A 24,249-nucleotide genomic window follows, 5' to 3' on the forward strand; every position below is an offset into this window, starting at 1 on the left:
CTTTTTGAAAAATAAGCTGCAAAAATCGTCAGTTGTTAAAGTCGCTGGTCAGCAGAGACGTCTGTCATCCTTCATCTGGCGTCCGCAGAGCGAAGGACCTTCCTCTTCGTTCTCTGTGAAGTCCCTTTAACTGAGCAAAGCCCTTTACCAACTGCTGGTAAAGGGCTTTGCGCGTTGAAACAGGGTTAGCAGTACGGAAAGAGGAAGGTCCTTCGCTTTGCTTCGCGCCGCTCAGGATGACAGACGCATTTCAGCCTGACTGACGTTGCCGTGCTACCGGCGCTTGCGGGGCTTTTCTTCCTCGTCGTCCTCGTCCTCGTCGCCGCCGAAGCTGGGCATGGTGAACATCGAGGAGAGCAGGTCCTTGAACTGGGTGCCGGCCGTGACGCGGTTGCGCGAAATCAGGCTGTGCTCGGCCAGGCCGTGCAGGCAGAACTCCATCAGGAACCAGGTGGTTTCGGCGTCCTCGTTGGGGTGCAGGAAGGTCACGATGTTGCGCAGGCCGGGCACCTGCTCCAGGGCCTTGTGGTAGTCCTTGTCGGAGGCGTCGCTGAGCACGTCCACGGTGTTGCCGGCCCCGAACCAGTCCTGCACCTCCTTGTAGGGGTTCGGGATGGTCTTCTTTTTCTTCTGCTTGTCGGGGTCGGGGAAGTAGGTCAGAAACAGCGTGCGGATGGCTTTGCCCATCAGCTTCTCGGCCACCAGGCCGGCACCCTCCTGCTCGCCCTCGTACACCAGCTCTACCTTGCCCGTCACGGCGGGCACGGCGGCAATGAAGTCGGCAATGCGGACGTAGGTTTTCTTCTCCCCGTTGATCAGGGCGCGCCGCTCGGCCGCGCTGATCAGGCTTTCGTAGGCCGCAATGGTCAGGCGGGCCGATACGCCGCTCTTGGCGTCGACGAACTCCGAGGCCCGGGCCTCCACGGCCACCTGCTCCACCAGGTCGCGCACGATTTCGTTGGTGGTCACCATGCCGTCCTGGGCCTCCTTGATGCGGGCTTCCTGGCGGGTGATGCGCTTGCCGATTTCGATGGATTTGGGGTAGTGGGTGATGATCTGGGAGTCGATCCGGTCCTTGAGCGGGGTCACGATGGAGCCGCGGTTGGTGTAGTCCTCGGGGTTGGCCGTAAACACGAACTGGATGTCGAGCGGCAGGCGCACCTTGAAGCCCCGGATCTGGATGTCGCCTTCCTGCAGGATGTTGAACAGCGACACCTGAATGCGGGCCTGCAGGTCGGGCAGCTCGTTGATGACGAAGATGCCGCGGTGCGAGCGGGGAATCAGGCCGAAGTGAATCACCCGCTCGTCGGAGTAGGGCAGTTTCAGCGTGGCGGCCTTGATGGGGTCGGCGTCGCCGATCAGGTCGGCCACCGATACGTCGGGCGTAGCCAGCTTCTCGGTGTAGCGGTCCGAGCGGTGCATCCAGCTTACCGGCGTGGCGTCGCCCTTCTCGGCAATCAGGTGCTTGGCATAGACGCTCAGCGGCTGCAGCGGGTCGTCGTTGAGCTCCGAGCCTGCCACTACCGGAATGTACTCGTCGAGCAGCTCGACCAGCAGGCGGGCAATGCGGGTCTTGGCCTGCCCGCGCAACCCGAGCAGGTTGATGTGGTGCATGCTCAGAATGGCGCGCTGCAGGTCCGGAATCACGGTTTCCTCGTAGCCGAAGATGCCGGGAAACACGTCTTCCTTGGCCTGGAGCTTGGCAATGAGGTTGTCGCGCAGCTCCTGCTTCACGGAGCGGGGCTGGTAGCCCGCCTTCTTCAGGTCGCCGAGGGTGGTAATGCTTTGCAGTTCAGTGGTCGAAAGCTTGGTATAAGCCATAGAGCTGGTCAAGGGTGGTCAGATGGAAAGTCAAAGGGGAACAGGAAGCAAAAAAATGAAGAACGTCATGCTGAGCGAAGCCGAAGTATCTCGCGTGCTGAGGCTGGATCAGTAATCACACGACTGCATGCGAGACTCCTCGACACGCTCGGAACGACGGCCTGCTGGCAGAGTCACCGCCTGGGCTACAGCGTCTTGCGGCGGTTCTTCTTGTAGTCTTCAAACACGAGGTGGCCCAGGCCCTTGAGGCCGCTGTAGTAGGCCTTGCCCTGGTTTACCTGGGTAAATTCCTCCACAAACTGCTGCAGGTACGGGTCCGAGGCAATCATGAAGGTGGTGATGGGCACGTGGAGGCGGCGGGCGGCGGCGGCCAGGTTCAGCGTCTTGTTGACGACTTTACGGTCCAGCCCGAAGCTGTTCTTGTAGTAGCCGTTGCCTTCCTTGAGGCAGGTGGGCTTGCCGTCGGTGATCATGAAAATCTGCTTGTTGGGCGTCTTGCGCTTGCGCAGCAGGTCCAGGGCCAGCTCCAGCCCGGCCACGGTGTTGGTGTGGTAGGGGCCGACTTCGAGGTAGGGCAAATCCTTGATGGTGATGGGCCAGGCATCGTTGCCGAACACGATGACGTCGAGGAAGTCCTTGGGGTACTTCTGCTTCACCAGCTCGGCCAGGGCCATGGCCACCTTCTTGGCGGGCGTGATGCGGTCCTCCCCGTACAGGATCATCGAGTGCGAGATGTCAATCATCAGCACGGTGCTGGTCTGGGTCTTGTGCTCGGTTTCGCGCACTTCCAGGTCACTCTCGGCCAGGGTGAAGTCGTCGCCGCTTTCGCCGAAGCCGTGGTTGAGCTGGGCATTGCGGATGGACTCGGTCATCGAAATCTGGTCTACCGCGTCGCCGAAGCGGAACTCGCGCAGGTCGGTGCTCAGCTCGTCGCCCTGCCCGACCTGGGGGGTGCGGTGGTTGCCGGTGTTGCCCTTCTTGAGCTTGCCGAAGATTTCCTCCAGGGCGCTCTTGCGGATGCCCTGCTCGGTCTTGGGCGTAATCTTAAAGGCGCCCTTCTCCTGCTCATTCTCGTCGATGTAGCCCTTTTTCTTCAGGTCCTCGATAAAATTGCCGATGCCGTACTCGCCTTCGGTGAGGCCGTACTGCTTGTCGAGCTCGTTGAGCCAGGAAAGGGCCTCCGCCACGTCGCCCGACGTGATGGTGACCAGTTGCATAAAGATCTTAAAGAGCGACTCAAACCCTTTTTCGGGCGAGTCATCGGGCACGAAATCCCGGAAACGGAAACCAGCAGCCATAGGAAAGGAATTAAGTCCCAAGAACAACCCGGCGGGCAGCAATGTTCAGTAGGGGTCTTAGGGTCTTGGCTGTGGGGGGCCTGGTTTACGTTCTGGCAGTAGCCGCTTACCGGGTCAGGCAAGCGGGACCTGCGCCGACAAAGCACTAAGCCAGCCTGATAGCCAAGCTCCTGAGCCCCCCACAACCAAGCCTCCCAAAACCAAGACCCCAAAATATGAAAGCTCTCTGGAACGACACCGTACTGGCCGAAAGCAACGACACCGTGGTCGTCGAAAATAACCATTACTTCCCCGCCGACTCGCTGAAAAGCGAGTTTTTCGAGGACAGCATTGCCCACACCTCCTGCCCCTGGAAAGGCCGCGCCAGCTACTATTCCCTGCGCGTCAACGGGGAGCTGAACAAGGATGCCGCCTGGTTTTACCCCGAGCCCAAGGATGCGGCCCAACAAATAAAGGGCCACGTGGCCTTCTGGAAGGGCGTGAAAGTGGTGGAGTAAGCGGCCCGAACTACCCCAGCCCGCCCGGCAGCGCGTATCTTGGGGGCTCTTTCCGCCCCCACTCCCTTCCATGCGCTTTTCTTTTTGCCTGAGCAGCCTGCTGGCCCTGGCCGCCCTGACGGCCTGCGACAGTACCCGCGAAACTACCACCGGCCGGCCCACCCCCACCCGCGCCTCCGCTCCGGCCCCCGCGGCCGTTGCCCCCGGCTTCCGGCGGGAGCTGACCAGCGGATCCTACCGGTACGTGGTCAGCACCCGCGGCCCGGCCGGGACGCGGGTGCTGGCGGTGCGGGCCGAGCAGAATGGGCAGGAGCTAACCACGGCCCTGGATACCATAGCCGGCGAAGTGCAGCAAGCCCAGCTGGCCAAGCTCACCACCGGCCCCGGCGACGAGCTGCTCATCTTCCTGCGCGACGACAGCCGCAACGCGGCCGGCACCGTGCGCGGCTACTGGTTTGGCGGGCAGGACTGGGAGCCGATGGAGCCGCTGCCCCCGCTCACCAGTGCTGCGGCGCGTGGCTACCGGGGCCAGGACCAGTTTGAGGTGCGCGGCAACATGCTGCGGCGCAGTTTCCCCGTCTATCAGCCCGCCGATGCCGCCTGCTGCCCGAGCGGGGGCCTGCGCACCATCCGCTACCGGATGGCGGAAAGCAGCCTGGCGTTTCGGCAGGTGGAGGTAGTCAACGAGCCCAAGGCCGCCAGGTAGCATCCGCGCCTGTTTTCACAAAAAAAGCCGCTGCCGGATTCCGGCAGCGGCTTTTTTGTGGTTTCTGAAGTGCGGTTACTCAATCCACTTGAACTTGTATTCGAGCTTAGGCACCGGCATACGGTCGGCCACGCGGCGCAGGCGGTTGGGCAGGGCCATGATATAGTCGCGGGCTTTTTCGGCGGCCCCGTTCAGGTCCGAAACCTGGTCCAGCTTCCAGGTAGTAATCAGGCTTTCCAGGATGTCGGTGTAGTCCTGGCTGGTGTATACGCCCAGGCGCTGGGCGGCGTCGGTGAAGTGGCCGAAGGTTTTGCCCATCTCCACCCCCAGCTCGCGCATGTAGTGGGCCGGCATCACGATCTTCTTGCGCATCATGTCCTCGAAGGCCAGCATCATTTCGGATGGGTCTACCTCGAAGATCTTCTCCACGAACGTCTGGTACACGCGGGCGTGGCGGGCTTCGTCGCCGGCAATCATGCCGCAGATCTTGGACAGCTGGGCGTCGCCGGCCTTGCGGGCCAGGGTACCCACGCGGCGGTGCGAGAGGTTAGTGGCCGCTTCCTGGTAGCTGGTGTACACAAACGCCTTGTAGGGGTCGTGCGCCGTGCCCAGGTCGAAGCCGTCGTTGATCAAATACTGGGTGCTGACCTCAAACTCGCGCATGTTTACGCGGCCCGAGAGGTAGAGGTAGCGGTTGAGCAGGTCGCCGTGGCGGTTTTCCTCCGCCGTCCAGCCCCGGATCCACTGGGCCCAGCCATTGTCCGGGTCCTTGTTCATGTCGTCGAGCTGATGGAACCAGGCTTCGTAGTTGGGCAGCGCTTCTTCGGTGATGGTGTCGCCGATCAGCACGGCCAGCAGGTCGTAGCTCAGGCCCTGTGCCGCTTCGCGCAGCGCCTTTACTTCGTCGAAGAACGTTTCGGAACGCGGGTCCGGCATATAGTCGGAGGGCTGCCAGCTTTCATCAACTCTTTTCAGAAAACCATCGAGATTAGCTTTCAAAAAAGGTTCGAGATGCTGAAGCACCTCCGCGCGGGAGGCTACAGTTGCAATCATGGCAGGAGAGTTCGAAATGAATAAGGGGCCAAATGTAGGCATCACTCTACACTGATACGTAAATCGGACCGGGAGGACACCCTACAAAATTTTGGCTTTTGCCACTATTCCATCGGTTCCACCCGGACTTGGTACGGTTGGGGTTGCCCCGCCGCCGCCGCCGGCGAAGGCCCGGCAGCCGTAAATACGAGGTGCACCGGACCAGCGGTTTTCGGGCTTATCCGATAGGTACTTAACCAAGGCACCGCTTCCGGCGCCAGCAGCCAGCCCACGTCGGCGCGGCGCGTCAGCCGGTGCAGCGCCGTGGGCCACGCCCGGGAGCCGGTAAGATACTGGCGAAAAGCGGGTTGGGATGGATCGAGGGTCACCCAGCCGGTGAGGTTGAGCACGGAGTGCGGGGCCAGATCGGGCTCCGCAAAGGGGGACCGGGCCTTGAAAGTGCTTTCGAGGCCCGCTACCACCCATACGGGCTGAACAGCCGCCCGCTGCAAATAGTGCAGCCGGGCCAGATTCTGCCGCTGCTCCTGTCCCAGCACCTGCACCCGGTGCCAGGTTTTGTAGCCGTAGAGCAGCCCGACCAGCACCAGCAGCACCACGCTGACGGGCGTTAGGCGCAGGGGCCGGCGCGGCACGGGCAGCACGTAGCTCAGGCTGCTGAGCGCCCACAGCCCCAGCACGGGCAGCCCCAGGCGGGGCGGAAACTTAAGCACTGTGCCCAGCCCCAGAATCAGCAGCCCGAAGCCGGCCTGCACCAGCCAGAACCGGCGCCGTCCCTGGTAGCGGCGCGGGTTGCGGGCCACTTCCGCGCCCAAAGCCAGCAGCAGCAGCAGCAGGGGAAAATAGTCGCGCCCCAGCTGAGCGCCCAGCCCGGCCAGCTTGGCCGGCACCTGCGTGCGCACAAACCAGCCGGCGTCGAAGGGCGCGGCCCGCCGGAACAGTTCCTCATTGACCAGCGCCGAATCTCCCAACGCCCACAGCGCCACGGCCTGCAGGCCCCGGCGGTCGGCGGCGGTGCGGGGCCGGGGGCGGGTGAGGCGGAAGTCGTTGCGGTTGGATTTGAGCACGTCGAGGCGGCGGTAGGTGGCGGCAGCGGGTGAGCGGGTGAGCAGCAGCAGGCCCTGCCCCGCGCCCAGCAGCAACGCCACGGCCCCAATGAGCACCACGGCCCGGCGCCGGGCCAGCCACAGCGCCCCCGGCCCTGCCGCCACCAGCCCCAGCAGGGCCGCGCTGGGCCGGATCAGGGCGGCCAGGCTGATGGCCAACAGCCCCAACAGCAGGGCCGCGCGCTGCTCAGAGCGCTGGGCAGCAAACAGCAGGCCGCCGCCCGCCAGCAGAATCGGGACCCGCACGTAGTTGAACCACAGCCCGTGCTCCAGCCAGGCCACGCCGAAGAACACTACCAGGGCCCCGAGCAGGGCGGCGCCGGTCAGCTGCCCGCGCAGCAGCCGGTCGAGCACGGCAAAGCTGAGCACGGCCGCGGCGTAGAGCAGGCCGTAGAGCAGCAGCCCGTACCAGGGCACAGCCGGAAAGTGACGGTAGAGCGTGGCCAGCAGCGCCGCCAGCCCGTGAAAGTACAGGTGCAGGTCGGTGACCGGGGCCGCCGCCGTGACGCCCCGCAGCAGCAGGGTGATGCTGACGTCGTCGTTGGTTTCGTAGTAGCAGCCCAGCCCGGCGCCGGCCAGCAGCAGCAAGACTGCCGGCAACACTACCACGCGCAGAAATTTGGGGCTGGGCAACAAGGGAAGCTTGGGAAATAGAAAAAACGGGCGCGGGAGCCGGCAGATCAGGCGCCACCCGCCGGCGACTCAAAGGTACCCAACTCCCGGGCACCGGAAAGCCCGGGGCCCAGGCCAGGCGGGCTTTCCGGCGCCGGCCGGCGGCGCGGGCGTTCTGCCGGCACGGATCAGGGGCGGATTAGCTATTGCCGGGTAATATTCGGTTGCTTTGCAGGGTGAAGCCCTTGCCCTTTTCCTCCCGCCTGCCCGATCTGACCCTGCTGTTTGTGGGGCTGTTCACGGTGGCTTACTTTCTGCTCACCCACGAGGGCCTCTACGACCTCGACGACTACTTCTACGCCCGCTACGCCGCGCAGCTGGCCGGCGGCACCTTCCGCGTGCTGCCCGACCCGCAGGGGCTGCTGCACGATCCGCTGAAGGAGCGGTGGCTGATTTTCGGGCCGGTGGCGCTGCTGTACCGGCTCCTTGGCATCGGCACCATCAGCACCACGCTCTGGCCGCTGCTGTGCACGCTGGGCTGCTCGGTAGTTGTCTGGCTCGGCTACCGCCGGCGGGAGCCGGTGGTGGCGGCCGGGGCCATGGTGCTGCTGGGCCTGCACTATTTCACGCTTAACCTAACCAATTACCTGTACCCTGATAACATTCTGATGTTCTGGTGCCTGTGCTGTGCCATGGCGCTGCTGCGCGGGCGGCAGAGCCCGGGGGCGCAGCTGGCCTGGGGCCTGGGCTTCGCCGCCCTCAACTTCGCCGCTTTGCTCAGCAAGGAAACCATTGTCTACTACCTGCCCTGCTACTGCGGGCTCCTGGTCCTCGACGTCTGGCGGCAGCAAAACGGCCGGTTCTGGGCCGCGGCGCTGTTTGGGGGCACGGTATTGCTGGCGGGCTACCTGGCCTTTTATGCGGTGTTCACCCACGACGCGCTGTACCGGATTCACCTCATCGAGCACACCAACGAGTTTCTGCGGGAAGGCAACTTTCTGGTCGGCAACCGGGCTGCGCTGCTCGGGCGCGTCACCTATCAGCCGCTGGCTTTCTTCGTGGGCAGCGGGCTGGGCGTGGCGCTGCTGCTGGCGCTGGCCGCGGCTTTCGGCCGGCGCCAGCAGCAGGGCTCCGATGCCGGTTTCTGGCTGGCTCTCACCGGCACGACCCTGGCGTTCTACTGGCTGGGCAGCACCTCCCTCACTTCCTACAACCCCATCACGCTGCTGCCGCGCATGACCACGCCCCTGCTGCCGCCGCTGTGCCTGGCCGCGGGCTTCGGGCTGCGCAACTTTGGGCAAACCGGCCGCGGCGGCGGCTGGCTGGCGCTGGCGCTGCTGCTGGCCGCGGGCTGGCTGCACAACAGCGTGTCGGTTATCTACGGCGGGCTGGCGCTGTACTTCGGTGCAGCCACCGTGCTCGGGGCCCTGGCCCAGCTGAACCCGGGGGCGCCCCTCCCCGCCTGGCGCCGCCCGGGCACGGCGGCGTTTGCCGGCCTGGCAGTAGTTGCCCTGGCGGCGGTGCTGGCGGTGCGGCCCCTGTATTTTATGCAGAAGCCCGGCCGGTCGGCGCACCAGGCCCAGCAGCGGGTGCTGCGCGGGCAGCTGGCCGAGCCCAGGCGGGGCGTGGTGTTCGTCGATGAGTTTCTGCTCGGCAACTACGACTTTTCCTACGGCTTCCGGGTGCCCACGGGCCTGCAGTTCCGCCGCTACGCCGCCGCCGACTCGGTGGCGCGCGGGGCGGGTGAAAAAGCCTGGCTGCTGCTCAACCGCCGCACGCTCACCAACGACGAGCTGACCCGCAAGCTGATCCGCTACTCGGCCGCCGACGTGCTGGCCCGGTTTCCGCGGCGGCGGCTCGTAACCCGGGACGGGCCGGTGGAGCTCTACGAAGTGCGCTAAGCCCCGCGCTACCGCCGCAGCCGGGCGTAATGGCCCAGCGCCCAGTCCAGGGGGCGCACGGCCCGTACTTCGCGCAGCAGGGCGTACAGCTCCGCGGCTTCGGCAAAATTACTCCAGCGCACCGCCAGCCGCAGCTCCCAGCGCAGGCGCACGGCCAGCGCGGCCCGCTCCTCCGCCGTGCGGCACAGCGCCAGAGCCTTGCGGCACACGGTGATGGTGGAGGCCAGAAACGGGTCGTGGGGCCGGTAGCCGCGCCGCGACATGGCCCCCGGGTGCAGGCGCTTGCGGGTGGTGACGGCGTCGAGGAAGTGAAACTGAAAGTCGCGGGCGGCGCGCACCCAGAAGTCGAAGTCCTCGTAGGCCAGCGTTTCGTCGTAGCCGCCCAGGTGCGCGAGCGTGCTGCGCCGCATCAGCATGGTGGGCGTGCTGATAAAGTAGCGGCGCAGCACCTCGGCAAACACGTGGCCCGACGCCGGTCGGGGGTGCAGCTGCCCGGGCGCGGGGCGACGGTAGTGGTAGCGCACGTGCCGGGAGGTCTCATCGATGAGCTCGGCATCGGTGAAGACCACACCGTAGCTGGCATCGAGCTGCTGGAAAGCCGCCACCTGCTCGGCTACGCGGGTGGGCAGCAGCACGTCGTCGGTGGCAAAGTCGATGAAGAACTCGCCGCGGGCCCGGCGGAACGCCTGGTTGAAGGCGGCGCAGTTGCCCACGTTGGCGGGCAGCAGCAGGGTGTGCCAGGCGGGGTTGGCCGCGGCATATTCGCGCAGGATAGCCACGCTCCCGTCTGTGCTGGCATCATCCACCAGCCACACCTCCAGGTTGGGATACGTCTGGGCCCGGATGGAGTCCAGGGCTTCGCGCACAAAGCGGGCGTGGTTGTAGCACAGCGCCACGATGGTCACGACGGGAGAGGCAGCGGCAGCTTGGTTCATAAAATCAGCGGCGTAGGTAGTCCCGAAAGTACAGCCCGCAGCCCAGCAGCAGCACCCCGAACCGGGCCGCGTGGGCCAGGGGCGCGCCCAGCAGCCCGTAGCGGGGCAGCAGCACGGCCAGCAGCCCCGCGTACAGCACCGCCGAGCCGGCCTGCACGGCCACGTAGCGCCCTACCTTGGCCTGGGCCATGAGCAGAAACAGCAGCGTCCAGGTCAGAAACTTGGCCCAGTCGCCGACGAACTGCGGGGCCAGCAGGGTGCGGGCCGCCGCCACGCGCTGGTCGAAGAGCAGGGGCAGCAGCCAGTCGCGCACCCCAAACAGGACGGCCAGGCCCAGCGCCAGCGCCGGAGCCAGCAGCAGCAGCACGGTGCGCATGTAGCGGCGCAGGGCGGCCGGCTCCCCCGCCAGCCGGGCCAGGCGCGGGTAGTACACGCTGCTCATCAGCGCCGAAAACACCATGGTGTAGTTATCGGAAAGCTTGGCTACGGCCTGCCAGTTGTCGGTCTGGGCCAGGCTGAAGCGCAGGATCAGCACGTCGCGCAGCATGAAGTCCACGGCCTTGCTGAACAGCAGCACGCTCACGGCCATCAGCAGAAAGCGGCCCAAGCTCCGCGCCGCGGGCCGGCTGACCGGGCCGCGCAGCCAGGGCAGCAGCCCCTGCCGCCGGCATACGGCCAGCGTGGGCAGCAGCGTCAGGCCCTGGGCCAGCAGGTAGGCCAGCAGGGCCTGCTGCACCGGCCAGCCCGCCGCCAGCACCGCCGCCACGGCCCCCACGCCCAGGGCGCTCAGCACCACCGTCAGCGCGACGTAGGCCCCCAGCCGCCCGGCCGCCAGCAGCACCGCCGTCAGAAACACGTGGGCCGTGAGCAGGCCGATGCCCAGGGCAAACAGCGCCAGCCAGCCGGCCGACGGCTGAAAGATGCCGGCCAGCGGGGTGCGCCCGGCAAACAGCACCGCCGTGCCCAGCAGCAGCACGGCGGCATTGAGGCCGCCCGCCGCCCCCAGCCAGGCCCGGTAGCGCCCCGAGCCCGCCCGCAGCGGCGCCAGGTACTTGATCAGGCCCACGTGCACACCCTCGTTGGGCAGGGTGGTAAACAGGGCCATCAGGTTCTGGAAGTGGGCCAGCAGCGTGAGGCCGCCGGGGCCGCCGTACACGGCCAGCAGCTTGTTGAGCAGCAGCGCCCCGGCCGTGCGGGCCCCGATGGCCACGCCCGACCCGGCCGAGCCGCGCAGAAACCGGCCCAGCACGACGGCGCGGGTTTCGGACGGGGCGCTGGTTTCGGCGGCGGGCGGCATAAGGGCAAAAGTAGTGCACGCAGCGCCAACCGCCGGGCCGGCCCTTCTGCCCGCCCGCGGAAACGGCACCCGCCTACTTCTCGAACGTGAGCTTAAGGCTGGGCACGCCGCCGAGGTGGCGCTTGAACTGCAGCAGCGACTGGTTCAGGCCCGTGGGCAGCGTGGACGTGCCCAGGTCGAGCAGGCCCAGGCCGCTGGCCTGCCCGAAGGCGTGCAGGCCCTCGTTGAGCAGCACCACCGGGCTGAAGGCATTCAGCGCCAGGGGGCTGGCGGGGTAGAAGTTGTAGAGCACCTGCTGGCTTACCTGCACGGCGATGGTCAGCGCGGCCCACTCCCCGGCCGCGTCGCGGACGGAGAACAGGAAGTACTCCCGCGGAAAAAGGCGGAACAATTCCTGCAGGCGCTCCAGCGCCAACGACAGCTCCTGCCCTTTCTCCTGCCGGCAGCGGGCCAGAAACTCGTAGGCCCGGGGCAGCAGATATGGCGGCTCCTGCTCGAAGTGCAGGCCGTGGCGGCGGCACTTCTGCAGCCGCCGCCGCTCCGAGGGGTGCAGGCGGGCCTCGAAGCCGGCGGCCAGGGGCAGATGGTGGTTCAGCTCGGCCAGCGCCACGCGGTAGCCACCCTGCTGCAGCGCCTGGGTCAGCACGGCGCTGCCGGCCGGGTCGTAGGCGAAAGGATAGCTGCGCAGGTGCAGCCGGGGGAAGCCCCGGGCTGCCAGCTCGGCCTCCACCAGCTGCAGAAACGCCCGCACGAGCGGCGCACCCACGCCCGCCGCCAGCTGCACCGCCCCGAACGGGGCCTGCCAGGGGCTGTGCGCCGCGCCCTGCCGGGCGAAGACGGGCAGCTGGGCCACGGTGCGGCCCGCGGCCTGATCTTCCAGGTAAAACGTCAGCCGCTCGCCCGCGAAGCGCTGCAGCCGCAGGTGCTCGGGCCGCAGGTACAGAAATGACTCAAACGCCAGCGGCAGCTCCGGGGCCTCATGCCGCGCCCCCGCCAGGATGCGCACCGCGTAGCGGGCATCGGGCAGGAGCCGCAGACTGGATAAGGCGGAAGACACTCTCAACGGCATGGCAACGGGCGGGGCACGAAGGGCGAAAGTACGAGTAAATAGCACGCCCCGCGGGCCGGCACGGCAGCCCGCGGCTACTTTTACGACCCCGGCCGCGGCCCGCAACGCGGAGCCCGCTACTCTACGTACCTTCACCCGCTCTGCGCCCTACCCCCCTTAGCCTTATGCCCTCCAACGATACCCCCCTGGCTGACAGCCCGCTGCCCCCGGCTCCCGCGCCGGCTCCCGATCCTGAAGCTGTATCCGCGGAAGCCCAGCCGGGGGGTATTTCCGACCGGGTAGCCACCCGCCAGGCCCGGGACCTGAGCGTGGGCCAGCGGCCGGGCACGCTCACCGTCGGGGAAAACGCGCTGGTGCCCCGGCTGTTTCTGATTTCCTACGACGAGCAGTTTTTTGAGGAAAAGGAATACGGCAGCTACGAGGAGCTGCGGGCCTTCTTTCGGGGTCACCCCGAGCTGCGGCACTGGATCGACGTGCGCGGCTACAACGACCTGGCCCTGATGGAGCGCCTGATGGCCGACTTCGACCTGCACCCGCTGCAGATGGAAGACGTACTGGGCGACTACCAGCGGGCCAAAGTGGAGCTCTTCGACGACAACCGCCTGTTCATGGTCACGCGCATGACCGACTTCACGGCCCTGCTCGAAATCGACGACGACCAGCTTTCCATCTTCACCGGGCCCAACTACATCATCAGCTTTCAGGACGACTACGACGACTGCCTCGACAGCGTGCGGGTCCGCATCCGCTCGGGCTTCAGCAAGATCAAGCAGAAGCCGGTGCTCTACCTGGCCTACGCGCTGACCGACGTGGTGCTCGACCACTACTACCCCACCATGGCCGCCATCGGCGACTATATCGAAACCCTGGAGGAGCGCATCTTCGTGGGCCGCTCCGACCGGCGGGTGCTCAACCGCATTCTGCACATCAAGAAGGACATCGTGCGCTTCCGCCGCCTGGTGTACCCCGAGCGGGAGAAGATTGCCGAAATCCTGCGCATGCCCGACGAGGTGATTTCCGAGGAAATGAAGCTCTACTTCCGCGACTGCTACGACCACGCCATCCAGGCCATGGACCTGGCCGAGAGCTACCGCGAATCGGTCAGCAGCCTCGTGGACCTGTACTTGTCGGACCAGAGCAACCGCATGAACGAGGTGATGAAAGTGCTGACCATCATCAGCAGCATCTTTATTCCGCTGAGCTTCGTGGTGGGCCTCTACGGCATGAACTTCCAGCGCGAAGCCCCCGACGGCACCATCAACCGCCTGAACATGCCCGAGCTCTACGAGCCCTGGGGCTACCCGGTGCTGCTCGGCATTCTGGCAGTCATCGTCAGCGGGCAGATGATCTACTTCTACCGCAAGGGCTGGCTGAGCAACCGGTAAGCCTTGGCGGGGTTCCTGGTTTTGTTCAAAATCCGGCCCGATTCGCCAGCGGGGGACTGGGGGCATTTTCCGGATACCCACGCCTTAGGCAGTCCTTGCCCGCCCCTTAGGAGCCCTCCTGCCAAAGTGTAATTCGCCGCACTCCCGACCCCGGCCGAAGCCGGGCTCACTCAAACTTGAGCGCCGTGCGCCGCAGCTCGGGGCCGACTACCCGGTAGAGCTGGTACTCGGCCGTGGCGGCATGGTAGGTGAGGCCCACCTGCGGGGTGCTGCTGTCGAAGGGCTGCCCGCCGACCAGGCGGCCTTTGGCGTCGTAGAGGTAAGCTTTGCGCGGGCCGGGCTCGGTGAGGACGAACACCCGGCGGCCGGCGCCGAAGTCGAAAAACTGCGTGGGCTTCGGGCCCGAGGTGACAAACGTGCGGCTGAGCAGCAGCCGGCCGGTGGGCTCGAATAAGCTCAGCACCCCGCCTTCCTCCCGGGTTACCACGTAGCGGCGCTGGTTCTGGTCGGGCACCAGGCGAAACACGGAGCTGCGGCTCCAGGTGGCCACGCGGCTGCGGCTCACGATGTCGCCGCTCAGGTTGAACGTCACCCGCTCGCCGTGCTGGGTGACGACCGTCAGGCGGGTGCGGCTCAGGGTGAGGCCGCTTTCCACGAAGGCCCCCGTGTGCAGCCGCGCCCCCACGCTGATCGGAAAGCCCGGGTACACGCTGCCCTGCTGGTCGAAGGCGTAGACGTAGCCGTTTTCCAGGGGCACCACCACCACGTCGCGCCCACCCACGACCAGGTAGTGCGGCGGGGCCGCCAGGGCAAATTCCATGCGCTTGGGCTGCCAGCCCGGGTAGGCCGTGCCCAGCACGTCGTAGAGAAACAGGTTGCCCCCGCCCCCGGCCACCAGCAGCCGCGCCGCCCCCGCCGTTCCCGGCGACACGGTCAGGGAGCTGGCCTGCACCGTGTCGGGCAGGTTGAGGGGGAAGTTGGGCGCCTCGCGGCCCCGCTCGTCGAGCAGGTGCAGGCGGCTGCCGGCCGCAAACAGGTAGCCGCCCGTGGCCGGCAGGCGCTGCAGGGGCTCGACCAGCGGCGCCGCCAGCGAGTCGGACCAGCTGACCACGTTGTCGGGGGTCACGTAGTGGAGCACGTGGCGGGCATCCTGCACCAGGGCCCCGGGCCGGGTGGCCCCGGTCACCGGTACCAGGGCGGGCGAGCTGGTAAGCGGGGTTTTGAAGGCCAGCGTGCCGCCCGTGCCGCTGCGCGACTGGGGCCGGGCCACGGCCGGCCCCAGGGCCGGGTGCCGCAGCACCAGCTGGGTGTAGTACTGGGCGTTGGGGTCGTCCTCGTTGGTAGCGGGCACCAGCTGCAGGGCCACCTGCGGGAAGCGCTTGAACAGGGTTTCGTTGCGCAGCAGCCCGGCCCGGCGCTCCTCTACCAGGGCCCGCAGCAGCACGTTCCAGCTGTTGCGGGTATCCAGAAACACGCTCATACGGGCCAGGGGCTGGGTTTCCTGTAGAAAGGCCACCTGCGTAGGCGAGCGGGCCCAGACTTCCCCCGCTGCCACATCGGTCAGCCACTGGCGCAGGCCCGCGGTATCGTCGCCAAACACGAGGTAGTTGCCGACCTGGGTGACGACGGGCGCGGCAAACCCCTGAAACAACGAGCCCAGCAGGCGGGCGGGCAGCTCGGGCACGCCGGTCTGGTACAGCTGGTAGGGCCCTACCCGCTCGAAGCTGGGGCTGGCCCCGCTCAGGCGCCGCAGCTGGCCCAGCCAGATGGCCGCCCGCACCTGGTTGGGGCAGTACACCAGCGCCAGCTTGGCCGCCCGGGTGCGGGCCGAAGGCGAGGCCAGGTAGCACAGGGCCACTTCCTGCCCCAGGCCCGCGGCCAGGCTGTCGACCAGCGGGGCCGTGCGGACGGCCAGCGAATCGGTGGGGGGCGCACTGGGGCGGGGCCCGCGCAGGCTGGCGGCTTTATCCAGGCCCAGGTGCACCAGCACGGCCGTGCGCAACGACAGCACGTCGGCCATGCGCAGGCGCTGGGCGGGCTGGCCCCGCAGCCGTTGGTGCAGGGTGTTGCGGGTCGTTTCGGGGTTGGCAAAGCCGTTGAACACCACTTTGTTGCCGGCCAGCTTCATTTCAAACTGCCCGTTCCGGGCCAGGCTGGTCACGACCCCGATGCCCGGCCCCACTTCGGCCCGGAAGAACAGGCCCAGAAACTGGGGCATGCGCCGGTAGTTGACCAGCAGCGTGGCATCCACGTCCTTGAGCTGAAAGAAGTCGGTGTTCTGAAAATCGGCCGCCACGGAGGGCAGCCCGGGGTGGTCGAGGCGCTGAATGACGGCCTCGACCAGCGCCGGGCTGGCGCTCATGATAATATGGTTGCGGTAGTTGAAGAACGTGAGGCCGCGGCCGGTGCCCTTCGCGTGCACGTCGGTGAGCTCATGGCCGTGGTAGTCGCGGCGGCTGATGCGGTATTGGTCGTTGCGGCGCAGCCCGTCGACCAGGGTGCGCACCTGCCGGTACTCGCGCACACTGCCGATGGGCACCTGAAACAGCACGTCGAAGGCAGTGGGGCCGGTGACGTGGATGGAAGTCAGCACCTTTTTGCGGCCCAGAAAGCGCAGCACCACGTTGCGGCCATTGGCTATGCTGTCGACCATGGTGAGGTTGTCTTCCACCTGCTGGAAATAGCGCACGGCCGTCAGGTTGTCCCAGAGCTGGGTTTCCTTGAGGTGGCGCATCAGCGTGGGGTGGTCGTGGGTGGCCATCACGAACACGGCGTCGTCGGGCACCAGGCTCCAGGCATCCACGGGCACGCGGGCCACGCTGCGGCGGTAGTACACGTAGGAGCCCAGGGCTGACACCAGCAGCAGGCCTACCAGAAATACCAAGAGCTTTTGCGACATGCAGGGAATGGGAGTGGCGGGCGGCAAAATTAGCTATTCGGACGCTGGCAGCGGCAAGTTAGTTGGCCGGCCCGGCCCCGCCCCCCGGAAAGGCGGCGGCGGCCGCGCCATTCTGCGGCTCTCCCTCGTATATTGAGCTACCAAACCTGATGTATGCGGCGCGCCCCTCTCCTACTGCTTTTGCTGGTGCTGCTGCTGCCCGGCTGCTTTCAACTGCGGGAGCCCGAGCCCGCCGATGCCGTCAGTGAGTGGATTCAGCCCACCCAGATTGATATTCTGCTCAGTAACTTCACCACCGCCGTGGAGCGCCTGAACCCGGCCAACTACGAGCGGTGCTTCAGCGGCCCCGCCTACCGGTTCGTGCCCGATCCTACGGCGGCAGGGACCACCGCGGCGCTGTTTGCCAACTGGAGCGTGAGTGAGGAGCGCGACTACTTCAACAGCCTGCGCCGCCGCGCCCCCGCTACCCCGGCCAACCAGCTCACGCTCACCAACCGGCGCGACCAGTTTTTCACGACCGACTCGGCCGAGGTGTCGGCGCTCTACCAGCTGCGCATCGTGCAGCAGGACACTGCCTTTCGGCCGGCCCTGCTCGAGGGCAGCATCCGACTGGTGGTGCGCCGGCGCAACAACGAGTGGAAGATTGCCGGCTGGCGCGACCAGCGCACCACGGGCGCCCAGGCCACCTGGACCGACCTGAAGAAATATTTTATCAGCCACTAGCTATATTCGGGTCGCCGACGCTTGCTGGCGAAGCTGTTATGATACACCCGCCGCTTTCGTCGCCGTTGCTGCCCGTCCTGCGCAGGGGCCTGCTCCCGGCGTTGCTGGGGCTGGGCACGGCCGCCTGCAATCCTTTTGCCCCGGCCCTCGACGATGCCGTGACGGACCCCAACAAGCTGCTGGGCAACCCCGTGACGGTGCGTGGCTTCTTCGACCGGTTCCGCTCCAGCTACCAGCTGCGCGACTCTACCCTGTATGGGCAGCTGCTCGACCGGCGCTTCACGTTTACCTTCCGCGACTTCGCCAACAACATCGACCGCACCTGGAACCGCGACGTGGAAATCAACACCACTTACAAGCTGTTCCGGGCCTCGCGCAGCGCCAACCTGCAGTGGACCCAGTACCTGCCCACCTCCGACACGGCTTTTTCCGATACGCTGGTGTACGTGGAGCGCTCCTTCAGCCTCAGCATCGAGCAGCGCGACGACCAGAGCTTCACCGGGGCCGGCTCGGCCCGGCTGGTGCTGGTGCGCAAAAACAAGGATGCCCCCTGGCGCATGCGCAGCTGGTACGACCGCAGCGAGTTCTAGACCCCGGACGGCGGCAGATGGTTCGGGCGGGCCGGATTTCGGAGCCGGAGTGCCGGGTTGAACCCGGCCGGGGCCGTGGGAACCGGATAGAATGTTGGCATTAATCCTTTGCAACCTTCTATCTTCCGGCCCCTATACCCTCCCTGTACTCTTTCCAATGTCTGAACAACAAGGCCACTTCAAGCGCGCCATTACTCTTTTCGACGCCATTATGCTGGTCACCGGCAGCATGATCGGCTCCGGCATCTTCATCGTCTCGGCCGATATTGCCCGGCAGGTGGGCAGCGCGGGCTGGCTGCTGGTGGTGTGGCTGCTGACCGGCTTTATCACCATGGCCGGTGCCATCAGCTACGGCGAGCTGGCCTCCATGTTCCCGAAAGTGGGCGGGCAATACGTGTACCTGCGCGAGGCTTTCGGGCGCCTGACGGCCTTTCTCTACGGCTGGACGCTGTTTCTGGTGATTCAAACCGGCGTTATTGCCGCCGTGGCCGTGGCCTTCGCCAAGTTCACCGGGGTGCTGGTTCCCTGGTTCAGCGTCAAGAACGTGTTGTTCGAAACCACCATTTTCGGTTGGAACTTCACCTTTTCCTCGGTGCAGCTGCTGGCCATTATCCTCATCATCGGCATCACGGCCATCAACGCCCGCGGGGTGCGGGCCGGCAAGCTGATTCAGAACGTGCTGGGCAGTACCAAGCTTATTGCCCTGGCCCTGCTCATCATCCTGGGCGTGGCCTTTGGCATCAACTCCGCCGCCATTCAGGCCAACTTCCACGACCTGTGGACGGCCACCCGCCACGCCGCCCCCGGCGTGACGGCGGCCACCGTGCCCATCAGCGGCTCGGGCCTGCTGATTGCCATCGGCATGGCCATGTCGGGCTCCCTGTTCTCTTCCGACTCCTGGAACAACATCGGCTTTGCCGGCGAAGAAATCCAGAACCCCGAGCGGACGCTCGTGCGCAGCATGGCCATCGGCACGGCCATCGTGACGGCCCTCTACATTCTGATCAACATCGTGTACCTGCTGGTGCTGCCCCTGGCCGGCTCCCCCGAGGCCACCACCATTGCCGGCCGCGGCATCATGTACGCCACCGACGACCGGGTGGCCACCGCCGTGGCCGAGTCGGTGCTGGGGCCGGCGGGGGCCTACGTGCTGGCCATCCTGATTATGTTGAGCACGTTCGGGGCCAACAACGGCATCATCCTCAGCGGGGCCCGGGCCTACTTTGCCATGGCCAAGGACGGGCTGTTCTTCCCCGGCCTGGCCCGGCTCAACCGCGCCGGCGTCCCCGGCCGGGCGCTGTGGGTGCAGTGCCTGTGGGCCTGTCTGCTCTGCCTGAGCGGCTCGTACGGGGAGCTGCTCAACTACGTCATGTTCTCGGTTATCCTGTTCTACGTCGTCACCATCATCGGCATCTTCGTGCTGCGCCGTACCCGGCCCGAGGCGCCCCGGCCCTACCGCGCCTGGGGCTACCCGCTGGTGCCGCTGCTCTACGTGGTGCTGGCCTCCATCTTCTGCGTCATCCTGCTCATTGCCCCCGACACGGCCAAGTATTCCGGCCGCGGCCTGATTCTGGTAGCGCTGGGTGTGCCGGTGTACTTCCTGTTCGGCAACCGGTTTGCCACTAAGACCCCGGTGGAATAGGCCACACTCACCCGAAAGCAAAAAGCCCTGCCGTTCTCACGGCAGGGCTTTTTGCTGGGGTTGGTCCAGAACTTTACTTGCGGCGGCGCTTAGCTCCTTCGCGGGGCACCAGCGTTACGTTGACGGGCTGGGAGCCGCGGGCGCGCATCTCCTGGTCCTGATAGCCGCCGTAGCCGTAGGTGAGGGTGTTGTCGCCGGCGGGCACTTCCATCGAGTAGTTGCCGTTGGCATCGGTGCTGGCTACTTTGCGCGAGCCTTTCAGCATCACGGTAGCCCCGGCCATCGGCTTGCCTTCCTCATCCAGAATCCGGCCCGACAGCGTCACGTTGGTTGGCTCCGGGGCGGGGGCGGGCGCGGGCGCCGCTTCCTCTACCACCGGGGCGGCAACGGGCTGCGCGGCCACTGCCCCGGTCGGGGCCGTGCCCGGCGTGGCGGCCGGGCGCGGGGCGGGCCGGGCGGCTACCGTAGCGGTGGCCGTGGGCTTTTTGGCTTCCTCCGGCTTGTCGTCTTCCTCTGCTGCCGCCACTTCCTCGGCGGGCCGGTCGCCGGTCACGGTGGCGTCGCCGAGCATCACGGAGGGCATCACGCTGGCAATGGGCGCGCGGCCGGTTTTGCCCGGCACAAAGGCGTAGCCCAGCCCGGCCAGCAGCACCACGGCCCCCACGATAATGCCCAGTTTGCGGTTGCCGGAGGACATATCCTGCTCCTCGTCCTGCAGGAGAGCGTCGTCGTTTTCCGGCTCGGAAGAGTATTTGTCTGAATTCATAAAGTTGCGGTTAGGCTTAGTTGAAGAGTGGAGTTTGGGCAGAAGAAAAGCAGGTTGACTGGATGCAGCCAAGGCCGATTTTCCGGGGAGCTCAGCATTGGTTTCTAAAGATATAGAATTAGCACTGCACAAACATAATTTTATAATAACCCCGGCGCAAACCTTTGCGTAGCGGGAGCCCCAAAAAACGAGGCTCCCCGCACGGATGCGGGGAGCCTCGGGGGTGACCGGAGCGGCCGGGAGTTAGTCGTGGGCGGGAGTAGCGGGGCCGCTGGGGGCTTCTTCGCCAAACTCCTGGTCCTGGCTGCGGACGCCGTTGCCCATCTCGTAGCTGCCTTCCTTGGTAAAGCCGGGACCCTGGGCCTGCTCGCCGTCGGTGTGGTGGTCGTTGCCGCCCTGGGGAGTGGTTTCGCTGCCGCCAATGTGCAGGTTCTGCAGCTGGTCTTTCTGGTCGGAGCGCTGAGTGTAGCCGTTGGCGCCCACGTTGCGGTGGGCCGAGGCGTCATCGCTTTCCTTGCCGTTGCTCTGCCCTTTTTTAAAGGCTTTCTCGTTTTCGAGCTGCTCGTTTTCCGGGATGCGTTTTTCGGTGGTATCTTCCTTATCGATGGCCATGGCGGTGGGAGTTATGGTGAAGTCTGCCTTCTCTTACGCACCCTGCCGGGGCTTGGTTCGGCCATTTCGGCGCGCGGCCGGCGCGGCGGCCCGGCCGTACTTCCCGCCGCCGCCACCGCCGCCGGGCGGCCCCGATCCGCGCGCGCGCTGGGCCCAGGCGAGCGGCCCGCGCCGACCATGACCGGTCAGGGAGCGTATTGTGCTGTGGCCGGGTTACATTTGGCCCCGGCCGCGGCGGCTTTCGTCCGGGCCCTGCTTCTTACTCCGCTTTCTATGCGTCTCGTTATTATCGGCAACGGCATCACCGGCGTCACGGCGGCCCTCACGGTGCGCCGGCAGCAGCCCGCGGCCCACATCACCCTGGTAGCCGACGAGACGGCACACCACTACTCGCGCACGGCGCTGATGTACGTGTACATGGGCCACCTGCGCTACCCCGACATTAAGCCCTACGAGGACTGGTTCTGGGCTGAAAACCGGCTGGAGCTGGTGCACGCCACCGCCACCGGCCTCGACCTGGACCAGCAAACCGTGCAACTCAGCACCGGCCCGCCCCTGCCCTACGACAAGCTGCTGCTGGCCACCGGCTCGGTCAGCCGCTTTGCCGACTGGCCCGGGCAGCACCTGCGTGGCGTGCAGGGCCTCTACAGCCTGCCCGATCTGGAAGCCATGACCCGCGATACCCACGGCATCGGCCACGGCGTGGTGGTGGGCGGGGGCCTGATCGGGGTGGAGCTGGCCGAAATGCTGCACTCCCGCGGCATTGCCGCCACGGTGCTCGTGCGCGACACCCACTACTGGGGCTCGGTGCTGCCGCCCGAGGAAGCCCGCCTGATTCAGCGGCAGTTCGACGAGAACCACGTGGCCGTGCGCTACGAGACCGAGCTGCGCGAAATCCTGGCCGACGCCGCTGGCCGGGTGCGGGCCGTAATCACGACGGCGGGGGAGGAAATTGCCTGCCAGTGGGTGGGCCTGGCCACCGGCGTAACCCCGAACCTGACGCTGGCCCAAAGCGCCGGGGTGGAAACCGACCGGGGCATCCTGGTTGATGCGCTGCTGCAAACCAGCCTGCCCCACGTGTACGCCGCCGGCGACTGCGCCCAGCACCGCCAGCCCGGCGCGGGGGAGGTGCCGATTGAGCAGCTCTGGTACACGGGCCGCCTGCAGGGCGAAACGGTGGCCCACACGCTCTGCGGCACGCCCACGCCCTACCGCCGCGGCACCTGGTTCAACTCGGCCAAGTTTTTCAACCTCGAATACCAGACCTACGGCCTGGTGCCCGCCCGCCCCACACCCGGCCTCGACAGCTTCTACTGGGAGCACCCCAACGGCCGCCACGCCCTGCGCATCACCTTCGAAGCCACCGGCAGCCGCGCCGTGACGGGCTTCAATGGCCTGGGCCTGCGCCTGCGCCACGCCGTGTGCGCCGCCTGGATTGAGGCCCGCACCCCGCTGCCCACCGTCGTGGCCCAGCTCGGGGCGGCTAACTTTGACCCCGAGTTTTTCCGCCAGCACGAGCCGGCCATCGTGCGGCACTACAACCAGCAGTTTCCCCAGCAGCCCGTGGTACTGCAGCGCCGCAAGGGCCTCTTCGCCCGGCTGAGCGGACAGGGCTGACGGCCGGCTCCCGGCGGCTCCCGCCCGCTTCATTCCGTTCCGGCTCCTGCCCTTAGCCTTTCCCTCCCAACTTTTAACCAATTCCGCAGTGGATTTCTCCAAGCTCTACAAGCCCAGCGCCCTCAACAGCTACCAGTTCATTGCCCTTACCGGGCTCATCATGAGTGCCGGCGCCCATCTGGTGCTGCACTTCTTCGTTCACCGGCTGCCCGAGGGCTTCCGGTGGCTGTACGTATGCTGGGCGGCCCTTTACGTGCTGGCCTCGCTCAAAAACCTGTTCGGCAAGCCCGACGAAGGCCACCATCACCACTAGTCCGGCGCGGCCGGCTTGCTTCTCCTTTCCTTGATCTTCCCGCTTATGTCTACTACCGCCGAAACCAGCCTGGCGCTGGCCCACCCGCCGCTGCCGGCCACCCCGGCGGCCGAAAAGCTGACTCTGGCCACCGTGGCCCTGGGGCTGCTGGCTTTGCTGGCCGCCGCCGCCGATGCCGACGCCTACCGGGCCCGGCTGAGCATGTACCTGGCCCTGGCCCTGCTCAGCGCCGGCACGCTGGCCTGGGCCGCGCTGAAGTTTGGCCAAAAGCCGGCCGGGGTGCAGCAAAACAACCTCTGGCTGCGCGCCAGCACCAGCCGCGGCGCCGTGGCCTGGGTGCTGGGCCTGGTGCTGACGGGCTTTTACGTGCTGCTCTACTGGTGGCCCAAGTACCTGGAAAACCTGATTCGCACCCTCGACCCGTTCAGCCAGGCGCTGCGGGGCCGGGCCGCCGACCAGTGGTTTCTCTACGGCACCTTCTACACCCTGGCCGTGCTGCTGATGGGCGGCCGGGCCCTCTACAAGTACCGCCACTCCCGCTACCAGCTGATCCGGACGGGCTCGGTGATGTTCTTCCAGCTGGGCTTCGGCTTTCTCATCCCCGGGCTGCTGCTGCTGTTTCAGCAGCCCGAGTTCTACTTCTCCTACTTCTGGCCCCTGAAGTACGACTATCTGTTTCCGGGCACCGTGAGCTACCTGATCAAGGACGGACAGGCGCTGGGCGTGTTCATGGTGTTCTGGGGCGCGGTGCTGTCGTTTCTGGCCACGCCGGTGCTCACCTACTTCTACGGCAAGCGCTGGTACTGCTCCTGGGTGTGCGGCTGCGGGGGCCTGGCCGAAACCGCCGGCGACCCGTACCGGCAGCTGGCCGACAAAAGCCGCGCCGCCTGGCGCTGGGAGGTCCGGATCATCTACGCGGTGCTGGGCTTCATCATCCTGGTCACGACCCTGCTGTGGGCGGCGTCCTCGGGCGCGGTGCCCGCGCTGCAGCCGGTGGCCGAGGGGCTGAGCAAATCCTACGGCTTCGTGATTGGCGCGGTGTTTTCGGGCGTGATTGGGGTGGGCTTCTACCCTATTATGGGGGCGCGGGTGTGGTGCCGGTTCGGCTGCCCGATGGCCGCCTACCTGGGGCTGCTGCAAAAGCACTTTTCCCGCTTCCGCATCAGCACCAACGGCGCCCAGTGCATCAGCTGCGGCAACTGCTCCAACGTCTGCGAGATGGGCATCGACGTGCAGCAGTACGCCCAGCGCGGGGAGCCCATCATCCGGGCCTCCTGCGTGGGCTGCGGGATGTGCTCCACGGCCTGCCCCCGGGGCGTGCTCAACCTGGAAAACGGCCCCCGCGAAGGCCGCTACCAGGCTTCGCCGCTAATTCATTCCGATTCGCTGCGGATTCTGAGCTAGCGCTCC

Annotated in this window: 20 protein-coding genes; 10 read left to right on the forward strand and 10 right to left on the reverse strand. The window is 66.4% G+C overall.

The window, feature by feature from the left end:
- Positions 1-273: 273 nt before the first annotated feature.
- Together ABD842_RS05445 and ABD842_RS05450 are read right to left on the reverse strand one after the other, a co-directional pair.
- Positions 274-1,821 (reverse strand): sigma 54-interacting transcriptional regulator, encoded by a 1,548-nt coding sequence (locus ABD842_RS05445; RefSeq protein WP_345111140.1) that lies wholly within the window; start codon positions 1,819-1,821, stop codon positions 274-276.
- 185 nt (positions 1,822-2,006) lie between these two features.
- On the reverse strand, positions 2,007-3,119 hold the full coding sequence (locus ABD842_RS05450; protein ID WP_345111143.1) for a vWA domain-containing protein: 1,113 nt from the start codon (positions 3,117-3,119) through the stop codon (positions 2,007-2,009).
- 215 nt (positions 3,120-3,334) lie between these two features.
- On the opposite strand from ABD842_RS05450, the gene ABD842_RS05455 reads away from it, so the two are divergent.
- Positions 3,335-3,616, forward strand: coding sequence for a DUF427 domain-containing protein (locus ABD842_RS05455; RefSeq protein WP_345111146.1), 282 nt, complete (start codon positions 3,335-3,337; stop codon positions 3,614-3,616).
- 70 nt (positions 3,617-3,686) lie between these two features.
- A complete protein-coding gene (locus ABD842_RS05460; RefSeq protein ID WP_345111148.1) occupies positions 3,687-4,322 on the forward strand; it encodes a hypothetical protein in 636 nt (211 codons plus the stop codon).
- A 75-nt stretch (positions 4,323-4,397) separates the two neighbouring features.
- Here ABD842_RS05460 and ABD842_RS05465 read toward each other — a convergent pair whose 3' ends face one another.
- The gene (locus ABD842_RS05465) at positions 4,398-5,375 is read right to left on the reverse strand and encodes an acyl-ACP desaturase (RefSeq protein WP_345111151.1); all 978 of its coding nucleotides are present in this window, start codon (positions 5,373-5,375) and stop codon (positions 4,398-4,400) included.
- Between the two features lie 104 nt (positions 5,376-5,479).
- Positions 5,480-7,111, reverse strand: coding sequence for a hypothetical protein (locus ABD842_RS05470; RefSeq protein ID WP_345111153.1), 1,632 nt, complete (start codon positions 7,109-7,111; stop codon positions 5,480-5,482).
- Positions 7,112-7,335: 224 nt separating this feature from the next.
- Between ABD842_RS05470 and ABD842_RS05475 the strand changes: the two genes are divergently transcribed.
- Positions 7,336-8,991: an ArnT family glycosyltransferase gene (locus ABD842_RS05475; RefSeq protein ID WP_345111156.1), complete on the forward strand. Its 1,656-nt coding sequence runs from the start codon at positions 7,336-7,338 to the stop codon at positions 8,989-8,991.
- 8 nt (positions 8,992-8,999) lie between these two features.
- On the opposite strand, the gene ABD842_RS05480 is transcribed toward ABD842_RS05475, so the two are convergent.
- From ABD842_RS05480 to ABD842_RS05490, 3 genes are all read right to left on the reverse strand, one after another.
- On the reverse strand, positions 9,000-9,926 hold the full coding sequence (locus ABD842_RS05480; RefSeq protein ID WP_345111158.1) for a glycosyltransferase: 927 nt from the start codon (positions 9,924-9,926) through the stop codon (positions 9,000-9,002).
- Between the two features lie 4 nt (positions 9,927-9,930).
- On the reverse strand, positions 9,931-11,223 hold the full coding sequence (locus ABD842_RS05485; RefSeq protein ID WP_345111161.1) for an MATE family efflux transporter: 1,293 nt from the start codon (positions 11,221-11,223) through the stop codon (positions 9,931-9,933).
- A gap of 73 nt (positions 11,224-11,296) precedes the next feature.
- The gene (locus ABD842_RS05490; protein ID WP_345111164.1) at positions 11,297-12,280 is read right to left on the reverse strand and encodes a hypothetical protein; all 984 of its coding nucleotides are present in this window, start codon (positions 12,278-12,280) and stop codon (positions 11,297-11,299) included.
- Positions 12,281-12,456: 176 nt separating this feature from the next.
- On the opposite strand from ABD842_RS05490, the gene corA reads away from it, so the two are divergent.
- Positions 12,457-13,677, forward strand: coding sequence for a magnesium/cobalt transporter CorA (gene corA / locus ABD842_RS05495; RefSeq protein WP_345111167.1), 1,221 nt, complete (start codon positions 12,457-12,459; stop codon positions 13,675-13,677).
- A 166-nt stretch (positions 13,678-13,843) separates the two neighbouring features.
- Here corA and ABD842_RS05500 read toward each other — a convergent pair whose 3' ends face one another.
- Positions 13,844-16,576 (reverse strand): hypothetical protein, encoded by a 2,733-nt coding sequence (locus ABD842_RS05500; RefSeq protein WP_345111170.1) that lies wholly within the window; start codon positions 16,574-16,576, stop codon positions 13,844-13,846.
- Positions 16,577-16,729: 153 nt separating this feature from the next.
- On the opposite strand from ABD842_RS05500, the gene ABD842_RS05505 reads away from it, so the two are divergent.
- From ABD842_RS05505 to ABD842_RS05515, 3 genes are all read left to right on the forward strand, one after another.
- Positions 16,730-17,299, forward strand: a complete 570-nt coding sequence (locus tag ABD842_RS05505; RefSeq protein ID WP_345111173.1) for a hypothetical protein — start codon at positions 16,730-16,732, stop codon at positions 17,297-17,299.
- 38 nt (positions 17,300-17,337) lie between these two features.
- On the forward strand, positions 17,338-17,889 hold the full coding sequence (locus ABD842_RS05510) for a hypothetical protein (protein ID WP_345111176.1): 552 nt from the start codon (positions 17,338-17,340) through the stop codon (positions 17,887-17,889).
- Between the two features lie 157 nt (positions 17,890-18,046).
- Complete coding sequence (locus ABD842_RS05515) at positions 18,047-19,531, forward strand: APC family permease (protein WP_345111179.1); 1,485 nt, start codon at positions 18,047-18,049, stop codon at positions 19,529-19,531.
- Between the two features lie 73 nt (positions 19,532-19,604).
- Here the strand turns inward: ABD842_RS05515 and ABD842_RS05520 are convergent, their stop codons facing one another.
- Together ABD842_RS05520 and ABD842_RS05525 are read right to left on the reverse strand one after the other, a co-directional pair.
- Positions 19,605-20,297, reverse strand: coding sequence for a carboxypeptidase-like regulatory domain-containing protein (locus ABD842_RS05520; protein ID WP_345111182.1), 693 nt, complete (start codon positions 20,295-20,297; stop codon positions 19,605-19,607).
- A 243-nt stretch (positions 20,298-20,540) separates the two neighbouring features.
- Entirely contained in the window at positions 20,541-20,909 is a 369-nt protein-coding gene (locus ABD842_RS05525) for a hypothetical protein (RefSeq protein WP_345111185.1), read from the reverse strand.
- 273 nt (positions 20,910-21,182) lie between these two features.
- On the opposite strand from ABD842_RS05525, the gene ABD842_RS05530 reads away from it, so the two are divergent.
- From ABD842_RS05530 to ABD842_RS05540, 3 genes are all read left to right on the forward strand, one after another.
- On the forward strand, positions 21,183-22,526 hold the full coding sequence (locus ABD842_RS05530; protein WP_345111187.1) for an NAD(P)/FAD-dependent oxidoreductase: 1,344 nt from the start codon (positions 21,183-21,185) through the stop codon (positions 22,524-22,526).
- Positions 22,527-22,614: 88 nt separating this feature from the next.
- Positions 22,615-22,839, forward strand: a complete 225-nt coding sequence (locus ABD842_RS05535; protein WP_345111190.1) for a hypothetical protein — start codon at positions 22,615-22,617, stop codon at positions 22,837-22,839.
- A 45-nt stretch (positions 22,840-22,884) separates the two neighbouring features.
- Positions 22,885-24,243, forward strand: coding sequence for a 4Fe-4S binding protein (locus ABD842_RS05540; protein WP_345111193.1), 1,359 nt, complete (start codon positions 22,885-22,887; stop codon positions 24,241-24,243).
- The last annotated feature ends 6 nt before the right edge of the window (positions 24,244-24,249 follow it).

Origin of the sequence: Hymenobacter algoricola (assembly GCF_039539525.1) — a bacterium.
Lineage (GTDB): Bacteria > Bacteroidota > Bacteroidia > Cytophagales > Hymenobacteraceae > Hymenobacter > Hymenobacter algoricola.

Bases quoted from the DNA above. Each gene is read 5' to 3' on its own strand.
- ABD842_RS05480 (WP_345111158.1), bottom strand. From the start codon at position 9,926: ATGAACCAAGCTGCCGCTGCCTCTCCCGTCGTGACCATCGTGGCGCTG.
- ABD842_RS05485 (WP_345111161.1), bottom strand. From the start codon at position 11,223: ATGCCGCCCGCCGCCGAAACCAGCGCCCCGTCCGAAACCCGCGCCGTC.
- ABD842_RS05455 (WP_345111146.1), top strand. From the start codon at position 3,335: ATGAAAGCTCTCTGGAACGACACCGTACTGGCCGAAAGCAACGACACC.
- ABD842_RS05530 (WP_345111187.1), top strand. From the start codon at position 21,183: ATGCGTCTCGTTATTATCGGCAACGGCATCACCGGCGTCACGGCGGCC.
- ABD842_RS05525 (WP_345111185.1), bottom strand. From the start codon at position 20,909: ATGGCCATCGATAAGGAAGATACCACCGAAAAACGCATCCCGGAAAAC.
- ABD842_RS05515 (WP_345111179.1), top strand. From the start codon at position 18,047: ATGTCTGAACAACAAGGCCACTTCAAGCGCGCCATTACTCTTTTCGAC.
- ABD842_RS05465 (WP_345111151.1), bottom strand. From the start codon at position 5,375: ATGATTGCAACTGTAGCCTCCCGCGCGGAGGTGCTTCAGCATCTCGAA.
- ABD842_RS05445 (WP_345111140.1), bottom strand. From the start codon at position 1,821: ATGGCTTATACCAAGCTTTCGACCACTGAACTGCAAAGCATTACCACC.
- ABD842_RS05505 (WP_345111173.1), top strand. From the start codon at position 16,730: ATGCGGCGCGCCCCTCTCCTACTGCTTTTGCTGGTGCTGCTGCTGCCC.
- ABD842_RS05520 (WP_345111182.1), bottom strand. From the start codon at position 20,297: ATGAATTCAGACAAATACTCTTCCGAGCCGGAAAACGACGACGCTCTC.
- ABD842_RS05540 (WP_345111193.1), top strand. From the start codon at position 22,885: ATGTCTACTACCGCCGAAACCAGCCTGGCGCTGGCCCACCCGCCGCTG.
- corA (WP_345111167.1), top strand. From the start codon at position 12,457: ATGCCCTCCAACGATACCCCCCTGGCTGACAGCCCGCTGCCCCCGGCT.
- ABD842_RS05450 (WP_345111143.1), bottom strand. From the start codon at position 3,119: ATGGCTGCTGGTTTCCGTTTCCGGGATTTCGTGCCCGATGACTCGCCC.
- ABD842_RS05500 (WP_345111170.1), bottom strand. From the start codon at position 16,576: ATGTCGCAAAAGCTCTTGGTATTTCTGGTAGGCCTGCTGCTGGTGTCA.
- ABD842_RS05510 (WP_345111176.1), top strand. From the start codon at position 17,338: ATGATACACCCGCCGCTTTCGTCGCCGTTGCTGCCCGTCCTGCGCAGG.
- ABD842_RS05460 (WP_345111148.1), top strand. From the start codon at position 3,687: ATGCGCTTTTCTTTTTGCCTGAGCAGCCTGCTGGCCCTGGCCGCCCTG.